This window comes from Roseateles sp. (assembly GCF_039595595.1).
Classification (GTDB): domain Bacteria; phylum Pseudomonadota; class Gammaproteobacteria; order Burkholderiales; family Burkholderiaceae_C; genus Roseateles.
Genome location: NZ_JBCNLG010000013.1, coordinates 126,980 through 140,158, shown reverse-complemented (window position 1 = coordinate 140,158; position 13,179 = coordinate 126,980). Strand labels below are relative to the sequence as shown.

15 protein-coding genes are annotated in these 13,179 nt (G+C 69.3%); 7 read left to right on the top strand and 8 right to left on the bottom strand.

What is annotated here, in order from left to right; translation table 11 throughout:
* Positions 1 to 140 precede the first annotated feature (140 nt).
* Together ABDW61_RS16670 and ABDW61_RS16665 are read right to left on the bottom strand one after the other, a co-directional pair.
* Positions 141 to 968 (bottom strand): hypothetical protein, encoded by an 828-nt coding sequence (locus ABDW61_RS16670; RefSeq protein ID WP_343640215.1) that lies wholly within the window; start codon positions 966 to 968, stop codon positions 141 to 143.
* The gene (locus ABDW61_RS16665; RefSeq protein ID WP_343640214.1) at positions 931 to 1,308 is read right to left on the bottom strand and encodes a hypothetical protein; all 378 of its coding nucleotides are present in this window, start codon (positions 1,306 to 1,308) and stop codon (positions 931 to 933) included. The genes ABDW61_RS16670 and ABDW61_RS16665 overlap by 38 nt, the downstream gene beginning before the upstream one ends.
* A gap of 152 nt (positions 1,309 to 1,460) precedes the next feature.
* On the opposite strand from ABDW61_RS16665, the gene ABDW61_RS16660 reads away from it, so the two are divergent.
* Positions 1,461 to 2,423, top strand: coding sequence for a hypothetical protein (locus ABDW61_RS16660; protein WP_343640213.1), 963 nt, complete (start codon positions 1,461 to 1,463; stop codon positions 2,421 to 2,423).
* Here ABDW61_RS16660 and ABDW61_RS16655 read toward each other — a convergent pair.
* A complete protein-coding gene (locus tag ABDW61_RS16655; RefSeq protein WP_343640212.1) occupies positions 2,378 to 2,638 on the bottom strand; it encodes a VF530 family protein in 261 nt (86 codons plus the stop codon). The two genes, ABDW61_RS16660 and ABDW61_RS16655, sit on opposite strands and share 46 nt — an antisense overlap.
* 52 nt (positions 2,639 to 2,690) lie before the next feature.
* Between ABDW61_RS16655 and ABDW61_RS16650 the strand changes: the two genes are divergently transcribed.
* On the top strand, positions 2,691 to 3,308 hold the full coding sequence (locus ABDW61_RS16650; RefSeq protein ID WP_343640209.1) for an isochorismatase family cysteine hydrolase: 618 nt from the start codon (positions 2,691 to 2,693) through the stop codon (positions 3,306 to 3,308).
* Here the strand turns inward: ABDW61_RS16650 and ABDW61_RS16645 are convergent.
* A complete protein-coding gene (locus tag ABDW61_RS16645) occupies positions 3,298 to 3,756 on the bottom strand; it encodes a YetF domain-containing protein (RefSeq protein ID WP_343640208.1) in 459 nt (152 codons plus the stop codon). The two genes, ABDW61_RS16650 and ABDW61_RS16645, sit on opposite strands and share 11 nt — an antisense overlap.
* Before the next feature lie 65 nt (positions 3,757 to 3,821).
* On the opposite strand from ABDW61_RS16645, the gene ABDW61_RS16640 reads away from it, so the two are divergent.
* Positions 3,822 to 4,307 carry a hypothetical protein gene (locus ABDW61_RS16640; RefSeq protein WP_343640207.1) on the top strand — a complete coding sequence of 162 codons (486 nt, stop codon included), beginning with the start codon at positions 3,822 to 3,824 and terminating at the stop codon, positions 4,305 to 4,307.
* Positions 4,308 to 4,333: 26 nt separating this feature from the next.
* A complete protein-coding gene (bluB, locus tag ABDW61_RS16635; protein ID WP_343640205.1) occupies positions 4,334 to 4,984 on the top strand; it encodes a 5,6-dimethylbenzimidazole synthase in 651 nt (216 codons plus the stop codon).
* A gap of 43 nt (positions 4,985 to 5,027) precedes the next feature.
* Here bluB and ABDW61_RS16630 read toward each other — a convergent pair whose 3' ends face one another.
* The 3 genes from ABDW61_RS16630 to ABDW61_RS16620 form a co-directional block, all read right to left on the bottom strand.
* Positions 5,028 to 5,666 (bottom strand): YceH family protein, encoded by a 639-nt coding sequence (locus tag ABDW61_RS16630; RefSeq protein WP_343640204.1) that lies wholly within the window; start codon positions 5,664 to 5,666, stop codon positions 5,028 to 5,030.
* A 60-nt stretch (positions 5,667 to 5,726) separates the two neighbouring features.
* Positions 5,727 to 6,509, bottom strand: a complete 783-nt coding sequence (locus ABDW61_RS16625) for an SDR family oxidoreductase (RefSeq protein WP_343640203.1) — start codon at positions 6,507 to 6,509, stop codon at positions 5,727 to 5,729.
* 157 nt (positions 6,510 to 6,666) lie between these two features.
* The gene (locus ABDW61_RS16620; RefSeq protein ID WP_343640202.1) at positions 6,667 to 7,068 is read right to left on the bottom strand and encodes an OsmC family protein; all 402 of its coding nucleotides are present in this window, start codon (positions 7,066 to 7,068) and stop codon (positions 6,667 to 6,669) included.
* A 251-nt stretch (positions 7,069 to 7,319) separates the two neighbouring features.
* On the opposite strand from ABDW61_RS16620, the gene ABDW61_RS16615 reads away from it, so the two are divergent.
* Positions 7,320 to 9,005, top strand: a complete 1,686-nt coding sequence (locus tag ABDW61_RS16615; protein ID WP_343640220.1) for an electron transfer flavoprotein-ubiquinone oxidoreductase — start codon at positions 7,320 to 7,322, stop codon at positions 9,003 to 9,005.
* Positions 9,006 to 9,058: 53 nt separating this feature from the next.
* On the opposite strand, the gene ABDW61_RS16610 is transcribed toward ABDW61_RS16615, so the two are convergent.
* A complete protein-coding gene (locus tag ABDW61_RS16610; protein WP_343640201.1) occupies positions 9,059 to 9,721 on the bottom strand; it encodes an FMN-binding negative transcriptional regulator in 663 nt (220 codons plus the stop codon).
* Positions 9,722 to 10,040: 319 nt separating this feature from the next.
* Here ABDW61_RS16610 and ABDW61_RS16605 point away from each other — a divergent pair, with 319 nt between their 5' ends.
* Both ABDW61_RS16605 and ABDW61_RS16600 read left to right on the top strand, forming a co-directional pair.
* Positions 10,041 to 10,718, top strand: coding sequence for a DUF6250 domain-containing protein (locus ABDW61_RS16605; protein ID WP_343640200.1), 678 nt, complete (start codon positions 10,041 to 10,043; stop codon positions 10,716 to 10,718).
* Positions 10,719 to 10,842: 124 nt separating this feature from the next.
* A complete protein-coding gene (locus tag ABDW61_RS16600; protein ID WP_343640198.1) occupies positions 10,843 to 13,176 on the top strand; it encodes a TonB-dependent receptor in 2,334 nt (777 codons plus the stop codon).
* Positions 13,177 to 13,179: the final 3 nt, after the last annotated feature.

Sequence of the window (13,179 nt, the reverse complement as noted above, 5' to 3'; positions counted from 1 at the left end):
GGGCCGCGCCGCCAAGAACTGGCGAGAGGCAATGAACCAATTTGCCATCCTCTACGCAGACCGATTCACCAGGACCGGCTCGTAGCCTCGTAGAAGCGCCTCAAACACAGAATTCCTGACACTCCCGGATCAGCTCCCGCTCAACGGTCTTGAAGCGACCTGTCGCCTTCGCCGGGCCCAAAGCTCCCCCGAAGGCTGATCCGCAATGGCAGGTCGTACTGCCGAGTGACAAGCTCCGCGCGGAACGACTTCCGCGGGTGGATCACCAGGACCTCGTCCACGATGGCCAGGCGATCCACCAAGGCCGGCGCGTCGTCATGAAACGGCACTGCCGCCACTTCGACTTCCACGACCTTCGAGGTCGCGAGCTCTTCCACTCGCGCGAAGACCTGGCTTGGCGACGGATGAACGGGCACCGTCTGCTCGACGGTGATCCGATACTTCTTCGTCTGCTTGGTCCGCAGGGTCACGCGCAGCGCGTCCCCCTTGGCGACGACGTCCCGCTGCAGTGAAGGCAACTGATCGGCCCCGGCTTGCGCGAGCGCCGCGACGGCTTCAAACGTAGTGTTGCAGACCGCCTGGAGCTGCTCGCGCGCACTGCGCTCGTTGAAGCCGCGGTCCAGGCCGCACAGCACGTATCTGTGCCAAGGCTCGACCGCATAGTCCGTGAAGGCCACGGCGCCCTCCTCCAGGGAAGGCGTGAAGCAGACGTACAGGTGATCCGCACTCCCGATGGAGACGCCGAGCTCTTCGCATTTGCGGGCGATGCGCTGACCCAGCGCCACGGCCTCCTTCGCAAGCTTGAACAGCTCAGACGCATAGCGCGGCATCGGCGCACCCGCGTGCGGGACCTCGGCACTTTCAAAGTACCGGATGTCTCGCAAGGGCTTGAGTTGACTGGACCGCTGGGTCACGTTGGCGGCGGTCAGCTCAGAACTCCCGATACTCCCCGCCCGGTTCTCCGTCATAGGCCTCCGGGTCCACCCCGCAGGCCTCGGCCGCGGCGACGAACACCGGCACCAGCAGCTCCCGCTCGTCGGTCTCGAGCAGGCCATGCTCCAGGTCGGCGTTGATCCGGTCGAGCGCCTCGTAGAGCTGCTTCATCTCCGCCAGCACCTGCTCATCCGTCGACGGGTCCGGCAGCGCCTTCAGCCGCTCGAAGAAGCCGCTGATCTCCGCGTCGACCGCACCAGTCGCCTCCTCCGTATGGGCTTCAAGACCCGCCTCACGGCAGTCATTCCAGAACTCCGCGATCTCGGGCGCCGCCTCGGCGTAGATCGCGTCCAGCCGCGTGTTGCGTTCGCTCATGGTCATTTCCTCCAGGGCGGCGATTTCAACACCGTTTCGTGACACCCGCCGCCGCAGGCGCCGCCACATGCGACCTTGAAGCTGGGGATGGCGTTTGCCCGGTGGCTCTTCGTACGCTCAGCGCTGCGATGGCAGCATCGGGGGAGGCACCCATGACCACGACGATCTACTCCCATCAGGACCTGATGGAGGACCGCACCGACTTCAATTCCTCCGTGCCCGTCATCGCCCACGGCGATTCGTGGGGCTCCTTCGGCTCATTGCCGCCCTGGATCACGGGCAGCCTGTTCAACGCGCTGGACTTCGGCAAGAACGTCGCCGTCGTCAACTACGCGATGCCCGGCCAGCAACTGCGCGACCTCGCCGATCCGCGCAAGTTCTCCAAGTTCCACCTCGCGATGACGCTGCGCGGCATGCCCGACTGGCGCGCGATGCTGATCTCCGGCGGCGGCAACGACCTCGTCGAATGGCTCAGGCGCGGCGAAGGCCACGACATCGCCCAGCGCATCCTGCGCTTCCCGAAAGAGTGGCTCCCCGCCGACCAGGGCCCGACCCGCTATCTGTCGCAGGCGGGCTGGGCCAGCCTGTGCGAGGAACTGCTCGCGGCCTACGTGGCGCTCGACGCCCTGCGCGACCAGAACTTCGCCGGCATGGACATCGTCACCCACGTCTACGACTACATGACCCCGCGCTTCGCGCCCGCCGTGAACGGCGTGGCCGGGCCGTGGCTCGCGCCCGGCCTGCTCGCGGCCGGCATTCCGGACGGCGACTGGCCGGCCATCGCCCGCGTGCTCGTGGACTGGTTCTTCGACTTCCTCGAGCACCGCGTGAAGACACGCATCGGCGGCTTCCTCGTGCTGGACACGCGAGGCGGCACCACGCCGGCGGACCCGCGCACGACCGGCGTCAGCAAGGACTGGGCCAATGAGATCCACCTCACCGCAGCGGGCTATCGCAAGCTCGCGAAGACGAAATGCAATCCGGCCTTGAAGGCGCGCGCGGCGGCGTGGACGGCCGGCGCGATCGCGGAGATCGCGGAGATCGCGCCGGACAGCGGCAAGGCGCCCGCTCAGCCGCCCGCGTTGCGCCGGCGCTCGCGCAGCATGAAGAGGTAGAGCCCCTCCACCTTCTCCCGCGCCCACGGCGTCTTGCGCAGGAACTTCAGGCTGGACTTGATGCTGGGCTCGAAGGCGAAACAGCGCAGCGGGATCCGCGCGTCCAGGCCCTCCCAGCCGTATTCGTCCACCAGCGCGGTGACGATGGCTTCGAGCGTCAGCCCGTGCAAGGGATTGCGCGGCTGAACCTGGGGCGGCGGAGAGGCGTCGGTCATCCGGCGATTGTCGCTGCCGCTCGCTGGGAATGGCGCTTGCTCCGCCACGCTCATGACCACCGCCGCCAACGCCCGCGTCCGCACGTCCACCCTCGCGACCTCCCGCCGCGTGCTGCTGCTGGTGGACTTCATCAATCCGCTGCGCTTCGCAGGCGCCGAGGCGCTCGCGCCCGCCGCCGTCGAGGCCGCGCGCGCCACCGCCGCGCTCAAGCGCCAGTTCCGCGCCGAGGGCTGGACCACCGTCTACGTCAACGACAACTTCGGCCACTGGCGCTCCGACGAGTCCCTCCTCATGCGCGAATGCCGGCGCTCCGGCGGCCACGCAGCGCAGCTCGCGCGGCTGCTCGCGCCAGCCAAGGACGACCTGTTCGTGCTCAAGCCGCGCCATTCCGGCTTCTATCAGACACCACTGGCCCTGCTGCTGGACGAGCTCAAGGCCAAGGACCTCGTGATCACCGGCCTGGCCGCCGACTACTGCGTCCAGTGCACCGCCATGGACGCCTACGTGCGCGGCCTGCGCGTGTGGGTGCCCGGCGATTGCACCGCCGCCGAATCGCCGCAGCGCAAGGAGACCGCGCTCCAATGGATGAAGGACACCTTGAAGGCGCGCATCGACCCCGCGGCCTCCGGCGGGGAACGCCGCACGGAGCGCCGCCGCGTCAGCGCTTGACGATGCTGATGCTGCCGTCGGTCTCGAGCACCGCGAGCTTGAGATCGCCCAGGGCGCAGTCGGCCTCGCGCAGCGCCTTCTCCGCGTCCGACGCCCCCAGGCGATGACGCCGCAGCACCTCATCGAACCATTGCCCGTCTCGCCCGATGAGCACGGGATGGCCTTCGAGCAAGCGCTCCAGCTTCTTGCTGCGCGAACTGACGAAGCCCAGCAGCCCATTCATGAAGATCAGCGCCGCCGCCAGGATCCACGCGCCGAGCACCGAATCGTCGCCGCCGCTGAGCGCGTTGCTGACGGCTTCGCTCAGCAGCATCACGACGAGCAGGTCGAAGGGGGTGAACTGCCCCACCGTCCGCTTGCCGGAGACGCGCACCATGATGAAGAGCGCGAAGTAGATCAGCGCCGCCCGCGCGAGCAGCTCCCAGCCATTGACCTGCAGATCGAACATGGCAGGACATCGGCAAACGCGATGCCTGTTCGCGGCCCCTCGCGGGCCGTGATACCTTCGTCCGGATGAGCACCGATTCCCCTGACGACGAACACACGATCATTCAAGAGCCGCGCCTGTGGCGCGACGAGCGCTGGACCGCGACGGTGATCAAGAACGAGGACGACGACGGCTGGGCCGTCGCGATGACGCTGGCCGGCGAGGCCGAGCCGGCGCTCGTGGGCCCCTGGACGATGGGCCGCGACAAGAAGAACCCCAAACCGCTCGATGCCGCCGCGTTCAACACGCTGGTGAAGACCGCCTCCGAAGTGCTGCGCCGGCATGAGCAGCAGTTGCACGCCCAGTTGCACAAGAGCCTGAAGGTGGACACGCCCGACGGCCGGCTCGAGGTCCTGCTCGACATCGTGCCCGACGAGGACAACCCCTACGCGCTGCTCAGCGCCAGGGACGAGCACGGCGAGCAGATCGCCCAGGTCCGCGTGCCGGCCAGCTTCCGGCTCAGCGAGTCCAGCGCCAGCACCTGGGTGGAGAACGAGTTCCGCAGGCCCTGAGGCCAAGCCCCGCCGACAATGCGGGGATGACGACCTCTCAGCATTGCTTCGACGACACCGAGCGCGCCACCATCTACCGCGCGATCGCGCTGCGCCGGGACATGCGGCATTTCACGCCCTCCCCGCCCCTGCCTGACGATCAGCTGGAACGGCTGCTCCAGGCCGCGCACGCGGCCCCTTCGGTCGGCCTCATGCAGCCCTGGCGCTTCATGCGCCTGAGCACGCCCCCTTGGCGCGAGCGGCTGATCGGCATCGTCGAGGCGGAACGCCAGCGCACCGCCGACGCGCTCGGCGCGCGCGGCGCGGAGTTCCTGCGCCTGAAGGTCGAAGGCCTGCGCGACTGCGCCGAGCTGCTCGGCGTGGTGCTCGCGCCCGACGACGGCACGGTCTTCGGCCGGCTCAGCCAGCCGCGCGAGATGGCCTGGTGCTCCGCCGCCTGCGCGGTCCAGAACCTCTGGCTCGCGGCACGCGCCGAAAACCTCGGCCTCGGGTGGGTGTCGATGTTCGATCCGGCGCAGCTCGCCTGCGCGCTCGCGCTGCCCGAGGGTGCCGAGCCGCTCGGCCTGCTCTGCCTCGGGCCCGTGCCCCGGTTCTACGACCAGCCGATGCTCGAGGAGACCGGCTGGCGCCATGCGCGCCCGCTGAGCGAGATGCTGATGGCGCCACCGGCGCCCTGATCAGCCCCTCGATGAGCGCCTTGATCAGCGCCCCGGCCGGCGATCACGCGATGCCGAGTTCCTGCTGAATCCGCGCCACCGCCGCCTTCAGCTGCTCGACCTCGGCGCGCAGCGCGGCGATCTCCTCGTCGCGCGCGCTGTTCGACGACACCGGCGCCGAAACGGCCGCGGCAGCCACCGGCTGCGCCGGCTCGCCGCTCAGCAGATGCGCCCAGCGCGCCTCGCGCGCGCCCGGCGCCTTCGCCAGCTTCACCGCCAGCGCCGGCTCGCGCGCGGCCAACTCGTCGAGGAAACCCTCCACCGACGACACGTCCGCGAAGCGGTGCAGCCGCTCGCAGTTGATCCGCAGCTCCGCCGAGGTCTGCGGCCCGCGCAGCATCAGCACCGCCAGCAGCGCCTCCGCCTGGCCCGGGATGCCCAGCACGCGCCGCATGTTGTGCTCGAAGCGCGCCACCCGGCTGCCGCTCACGCTGTTCACCAGGCTCATCGCCTTGAGCTCGTCCAGCACCGCCGCGACGTCCGATTCGCTCGCGTTCATCACCGGATCGCGCGCGGTCTTCTGATTCACGCCCAGCGTCAGGCTGTTCAGCGACATCGGATAGCTGTCCGGCACCGTGGATTCCTTCTCCACCAGCACCGCCAGCACGCGCGCTTCCAGCGCGCTCAGTTCTCTCACCGCCATCGGCTCTCTCTACTCTCTACGTTCTTTGCTCTCGAATCCGGCGAATCCTGGACGCCACGCTCACACGCCGAAGCCGTCGTCCGCCTGGATGATCGCGCCGTTGATGAAGCGGCTCTCCTTGGCGCACAGCATCAGCAGCGTCGTGTCCAGGTCCTGCGGCGTGCCCACGCGCTTGCGCGGCAGCAGCTCCACCAGCTTGCGGCCCTGGTCCGTGGTCCAGTGGTGGTGGTTGATCTCGGTGTCGATGTAGCCCGGGCAGATCGCATTGACGTTGATGTCGTACTTGCCCCACTCCAGCGCCATCGCCTTGGTCATGTGCACCACCGCCGCCTTGCTCATCGCGTACACGCCGATCTGCGACAGCACCCGCAGCCCCGCCATCGACGCGATGTTGACGATGCGCCCGCCGGTGTAGGTCCCTGGCGCCGCGCCGCGGGCCCGCGCCAGCATGCGCTTGCCCACCTCCTGCGCGACGAAGAACGCGCCGCGCACGTTCGTGTCCATCACGTAGTCGTAGTCCTCCGGCGACACGTCAACCAGCTTCTGCGTCGTGCTCACGCCCGAGTTGTTGATCAGGATGTCCAGCGTCCCGACCTCCGTCTCCGCCCGCGCCACCGCCGCCGCGATGCTCTCCAGGTCCGTGACGTCCATCTGCACCACGTGCGCGTCGCCGCCGCCGGCCTCGATCTCCGCGCGCAGCGCCTTGAGCCGCTCCACGCGTCTGGCCGCCAGCACCACGCAGGCGCCCGACTTGGCCAGCGTCCTGGCGAACTGCGCGCCCAGCCCGCTGGACGCGCCCGTGACGAGGGCCACGCGGCCCTCCAGATCAATGCTGTAGCTCATGGCAAGGTCTCTCGCAAAACTTCTCGTGTGACCGGACAGGTGCCGGCCACGATAGCACGCAAGACCCGGCCCGCGATCAAGCCCGCGAACGCGCGTCCCGCGCCCCCCTGCGCCAACGCGGCGCCAGCCCCGCGACCGTCCGGCGCCAGCCCGGTGCTCAGCCGGCCATCACCGTCTCGATCTCGGTGGTCACCTGCGTCATCAGCTTGTGCACCGGACATTTCGCCGCCACCGCGAGCAGTTGCTGGCGTTCGTCGTCGCTCAGTTCGCCGACGAAGGTCAGCGAGGTCTTGAGCTTGTACACGCCCTGCCGCTCCTGTGACCCGTCGCGCTCCACCTCCACCAGCACGTCCTCCAGCGCCATGCCCTTGCGCTGCGCGTACCAGAGCACCGTCAGCGCCTTGCACGCGCCCAGCGCGCTGTCATAGAGCTCGTGCGGATCGGGGCCGGCGTCCTCGCCCCCGCCGGCGACCGGCTGGTCCGCCGTCAGGCGGTGGTCGCGGATGCTCACCGTCTGGCGCATCGGCCCGGTCCTGTCGCGTTGCACGTGAATGCTCATGGGAATCCTCTCGTCGTTGAACGCGGGCCATCCTACGGCGCGCGCCCGCATCGCGGGAGCCCCCTTCGGGTCGCCCGTGCGCGCTGCCGTCCGGCCTCGACGCCCCTCTCTATTTCATAAAAAGCACGACCGTTCTTTTTTTGATTCGCACGGCTAGAATGCGCCGCAAACCGCCCCAGCCACTCCGCGAGCCGGCCCCGAGCCGCCCTGCGCGGCGGCCAGGCCTCTGACTAGAACGAGCAAGGATGACCATGACCTCCGAAGAACTTGTTGCCCAGTACGGTCCGCGCGACAGCATGGAATATGACGTCGTGGTCGTCGGCGGCGGCCCCGCGGGCCTGGCCACCGCGATCCGGCTCAAGCAGATCGCGGCGGAGAAGGGCCAGGAGATCTCGGTGGTCGTGCTGGAGAAGGGGTCGGAGGCCGGCGCGCACATCCTGTCCGGCGCGGTCATGGATCCCAAGGCCATCACCGAGTTGTTCCCCAACTGGAAGGAACTCGGCGCCCCGCTGAATCAGCCCGTCACCGCCGACCAGGTGCTGTTCCTGAGCGAGTCCGGCCACACCGACACGCCGCAGTTCCTGATCCCGGGCTGCTTCCACAACGAAGGCAATTACGTCATCTCGCTGGGCAATGTCACGAAGTGGCTGGCGCAGCAGGCCGAGGCGCTGGGCGTGGAGATCTTCGCCGGCTTCGCCGCCGCCGAGGTCGTCTACGACGAGCAGGGCCGCGTCAAGGGCGTGGCCACCGGCAACGTGGGCCTGGGCAAGGACGGCGAGCCGCATGAGGGCTTCCAGCTCGGCATGGAGCTGCATGGCAAGTACACGATCTTCGCCGAGGGCGCGCGCGGCCATCTGGGCAAGCAGCTGATCGCGAAGTTCCAGCTCGACGCCGGCAAGGATCCGCAGACCTACGGCATCGGCATCAAGGAGCTGTGGGAAGTGCCGGCCGACAAGGCGCAGCCGGGCCTGGTGGTGCACACCGCCGGCTGGCCGATGGACAGCCAGACCTACGGCGGCGGCTTTCTCTACCACCTCGAGGGCAACAAGGTGACGCTGGGCTTCGTGGTCGGGCTGGACTACCAGAACCCGTGGCTGTCGCCCTTCGAGGAGATGCAGCGCTGGAAGACGCACCCCGCGATCCGCAAGCACATCGAGGGCGGCAAGCGCCTGGGCTACGGCGCGCGCGCAATCACCGCGGGCGGCCTGCTGAGCCTGCCCAAGCAGGTCTTCCCCGGCGGCGCGCTGGTCGGCGACGACGCCGGCTATCTGAACGCCGCGCGCATCAAGGGCAGCCATGCCGCGATCAAGTCCGGGATGATGTGCGCCGACGCGATCGCCGAGGCGCTCGCCGCGGGCCGCTCGCTGGACGAGCTCAGCGCCTACCCGGCCGCCTTCGAGCGCAGCTGGCTGCGCGAGGAGCTCGATCAATCGCGCAACTTCAAGACCTGGTTCAAGAAGGGCAACACGGTCGGCACGCTGATGACCGGCATCGAGCAGTGGCTGCTGCCCAAGCTCGGCGTCAAGAGCCCGCCGTGGACGCTGCACCGCGACAAGCCCGACCACGCCTTCCTGCGCCCGGCCTCCGAGATGCCGAAGATCGACTATCCGAAGCCCGATGGGAAGCTGACCTTCGACCGGCTGTCGTCGGTGTTCGTGTCCAACACGAACCACGAGGAGAACCAGCCGGCGCATCTGACGCTCAAAGATGCGAGCATCCCGGTGAACGTGAACCTGGCCAAGTACGCGGGCCCCGAGAGCCGCTACTGCCCGGCCGGCGTCTACGAGTTCGTGAAGAACGACGACAACACCGAGCGGCTGCAGATCAACGCGCAGAACTGCGTGCACTGCAAGACCTGCGACATCAAGGACCCGACGCAGAACATCGTGTGGGTGACGCCGGAAGGCGGCGGCGGGCCGAACTACGTGAGCATGTAAGCCGGCGCGCGCCGCTCTGCGGCGCGCATGCTTGCACCGCGCGATCAGCGCGATCAGCGCGGGGAGAGCTCCCTCACCCAGCGCGCCAGCAGTTGCTCCTCGAGCGAGCCGTGGTGCTCCTGATGCGCGAGGATGCGTTCGCGCTCGGCCGGACTGCGGTTCTGGCTGAGCTTGGCCTTCATCGTCCAGCGCGCGACCGGGATGCGGAACCCGACGATCGCGCCCAGCATCCGGCGCTGGAAATCCTCGGGCAGGCCGCGCCACTGCGCGGCGTAGTCGGGCTCCTGCGTCGCGATCAGGCGCTTGAGCAGCGCATCCTTGCCCGCCTCGTCATCGACCACCTGCACGCGGCCATGGACCTGCAGCGTCAGGTAGTTCCAGGTGGGGACCGACAGCGCCGTGTCGTAGTGGCTGGGCGAGATGTAGGCGCCCGGGCCGTTGAACTGCACGAGCACCTCGCCCAGCTCCGCTGACGCCAGCGCCGCCGCGTGCGGGTTGGCGCGCGCGAGGTGGCCCTCCAGCCACCAGCCCTCGTCCGCGGAGGCGCCGGCCGGCGCGCCCCAGATCATCGGCACCGGCGTCGCCGACAACCCGTGCACGGGGTCGATCAGCATCAGCGTGGCGAGCGGATGTTCCTGGACCATCAGCCGCGCATGCGAGAGATCCGGGAGGTCGAAGTGCTTGGGCGTGTACATCCCGCTGAATGTAGGCCACATCGGCGTTCGCGTGATGAAAGCCGTGCGGCGCAGGCAAGCTCGAAATCGGCATGTGGCTCGCGGGATTCCGCATTTGTCCGCGACCGGGACGGCCGCGATAGTCGGCGCCGTCGTGTTGCTGATCCCCGAACCGCCGATGTTTCCCTCGAGCGCGAGCCCGCGAGCCCGCCATCCCGCCCCGACGGCCCCTGCGGTCCATGGAGCCCATGGAGCCCATGGAGCCCATTCGGCCCGGCCGTCGAAACGCCGTCCTCGCCGCCTTCGCCGTCTGGCCGCCTTCGTGGCCGGCCTGGCCGCCACCATGGCCCGCGGCGCGGACTTGCCTGGCGCCCTCCTGGCCTCCGACGACTTCCGCCACGGCACCGGCGCGTGGCGCATCGAGCAGCAGTCGGCGGACACCCGGATCCGCGCCGCCGATGGCGAACTGGACCTGGTCGCGCCCGCGGGCCTGACCCTCTGGTATCGCGAGCCCTTCGCCGGCGATTACGAGATCCAGCTCACCGCGACGCCGCTCAAGGCGTCGTTCCCGGGCCTGCCGGACCGGGTCTCCGACCTCAACCTGTTCTGGAACGCCACCACCGCCGAGGGCGGCGATCCCGGCGCGAGGCGAGCCGATGGCGCGCTCGCCAGCTACGACGCGCTGCGCCTCTACTACCTCGGCTTCGGCGCCAACGGCAACCGCAGCACCCGGCTGCGCCGCTATGACGGCAGCGCCGCCCGGCCGCAGGTCGCCGGCTACGCCGAACCGTCGCTGGCCACCGCCGACGACCGGCTCGGCGCGCCGCCCGCGTTCGCGCGCTTGAAGGACGGCGTGGCGGTGCGCCTGCGCATCCAGTCGCGCGCGGCACCGGGCGACACGGCCGAGCTGCGCGTCTTCGCCGATGACCAGTTGGTGTTCGCGTGGACGGATCCCGCGCCGTATCGCCACGGCTGGCTCGCGCTGCGCACCACGGCCAGCCATCTGCGGATCAAGGACTTCCGCGTCCTGCGGCTCTGACCGCCCGCTCCCCCTCCCCTTGCGCGAGCCCGCGGCGACGCCTTCCTCTCGCATTCTTCGCGCCGTCGTGACAACGCTGTCGCCCTCGCCTCTTTCAATCCCACAACAAGAACCCAGGTCCTTCATGTCGATGTCCGTCTCGCCCCTTTCACGTCCCGCGCTCGGCGCGGCCCTGTGCGCCGCTGGCCTGCTGCTGGCCGGCCCCGCCGCGCTGGCCGCCACGTCCGGTGACAGCGCCAATGCCGGCGCCACGTCCGGCGCCACTTCCGTCTCCACGTCCGGCGCCACGTCCGGTGCGGCTTCCGGCGCGACCCCCGGCGCCGGCCGCGCCGCCAACGTCACCGAACTCGACGCGGTGCAGGTCAGCGGCCGAGCCAAGAAGGAGCAGCACCCGCAGCGCCCGGCCACCGCCGTCGCGCGCGTGCGCGGCGAGTCGCTGGCCGAGCTGCATGTCGAGGACATCCAGGACCTGCAGTACGTGGTGCCGGGCCTCTACATCCAGAGCACCGATTCGAACGACACGCAGCTCACGATCCGCGGCGTGGGCGACGGCGGCGGGCAGACCAGCGGCGACCAGAACATCGGCATGCCCAGCAGCGTCGCCACCTATGTCGACAATGTCTACTTCCCGCGGCCGGGCATCATCCGCTCGCTGACCGACATCGACTACGTCGACGTGTTCAAGGGGCCGAGCGGCACGGTGTTCGGCCAGAACGCGACCGGCGGCGCGATCGACATCCACACCAAGGGTCCGTCCTTCCAGCGCGAGGGCGCCGTCAGCGTCTCGTACGCGGAGCGCAACACGTCCAAGCTGACGGCGGCGCTGTCGGGACCGCTCAGCGACAGCGCGGCCTACCGCGTCACGGCGCTCTACGCGCACAGCGACGGCGCGGTGAAGAACCTCGCCGACGGCGGCTCGCTCAACGGCTACGAGCGCAAGGGCCTGCGCGCGCAGGTGCTGCTGCGGCCCAGCGCCAGCTTCGAGTTGAAGCTGACCGCGGACTACGGCGCCGAATCGGCGACCCCGGCCCGTGTCTACAAGTCGGTGGCGGACAGCTTCCCCGCGACGGCGCGCAAGATCGGCGCGACCTACGTGGCCGGCGGCCGCGAGACCATCGTCGACGATGTCACCACCACCGCCGCCGAGCAGGGCGGCGTGTCGGCCGAAGCCAACTGGAAGCTGGACGGCGGCTACAAGCTCCGCTCGGTCACCGCCTGGCGCCACTACCGCTACGCGCCGCATTACGCCGACGAGCTGAGCGTGCGCATCTACGCGGACAGCGGCACGGCAGTCGACGACTCGACCTTCACGCAGGACCTGCGCCTGGAGTCGCCGCGCGGCGAGTTCTTCGATTACGTCATCGGCCTGAGCTACTTCCGCGACAACCAGGACACCGTGGCCCACACCCGCTACGCCAGCACCGACATCGTCAACACCTACGCGGGCAACGGCTTCAAGGGGCTGGACATCGTCCGCAACGGGCATCTGGAGGACGAGATGAGCTCGGCCTACGGCCGCGCCACGGTCCACCTGAACGAGCGGCTGGACCTGCAGTTCGGCGCGCGCGCCACCTACAGCGATCGGGACGCGAGCTTCGTGCGCCTGAACCGCGCCGCCTTCGACTCCGGCGACCTGCGCGTGCACAAGGTGCTGCCGTCCGCGTCGGCCAGCCTGAAGCTCCAGATCAACGACGACTGGAGCAGCTATCTCTCCTATGGCTACGGCCGCAAGGCCGGCGGCATCAACGTGTCGGCGGGCGCGGCCAAGAAGGCCGGGCTCGACACGCTGCTGCTCAAGCCCGAGACCACGCGCAATCTGGAGATCGGCGTGATCGGCGCGCTGGTGCCGGACCGGCTGACGCTGCAGGCCGACGTGTTCCGCACCCAGGTGAGCGACTTCCAGACCCAGGCCTGGGACGACGCCAACGCCACGAGCTATCTGATGAACGCTGGCGACTACCGCAGCCAGGGCGTGGAGGTGGCGCTGCGGGCGCAGCCGCTGGAGCGGCTGGACGTGGTGCTGAGCGGCATCGTCAACGATGCGCGCTACACGGATTACCGCCGCGCGCTGTGCCCGCCCGAGATCACCGCCACGTTCTGCGACCTCACCGGCCAGCGCGTGTTCAACACGCCCAAACAGGTGGTCGCGCTGTCGGCGCGCTACAACTGGTCGCAGGGCGACTTCAAGCCCTATGCCTCCGCGCGCTACACCTACCGCGGCTGGACCTACGGCTCGGTCGACAACTCGGCGTCCGCGCGCGTGCCGGGCTACGGCCTGGCGGCCTTCACGCTCGGCGTGAAGCGCCCCGGCGCCGGCGGCGACTGGGACGCGGCGCTGTGGATCACGAACGCCTTCAACAAGCTGTACTACACCCGCCTGAATGGCGGCAGCACGGTGATCGGCTACGTCGGCGATCCGCGCACCGTCGGCGTCACGCTGGGCTACGCCTTCCGCTGAGCC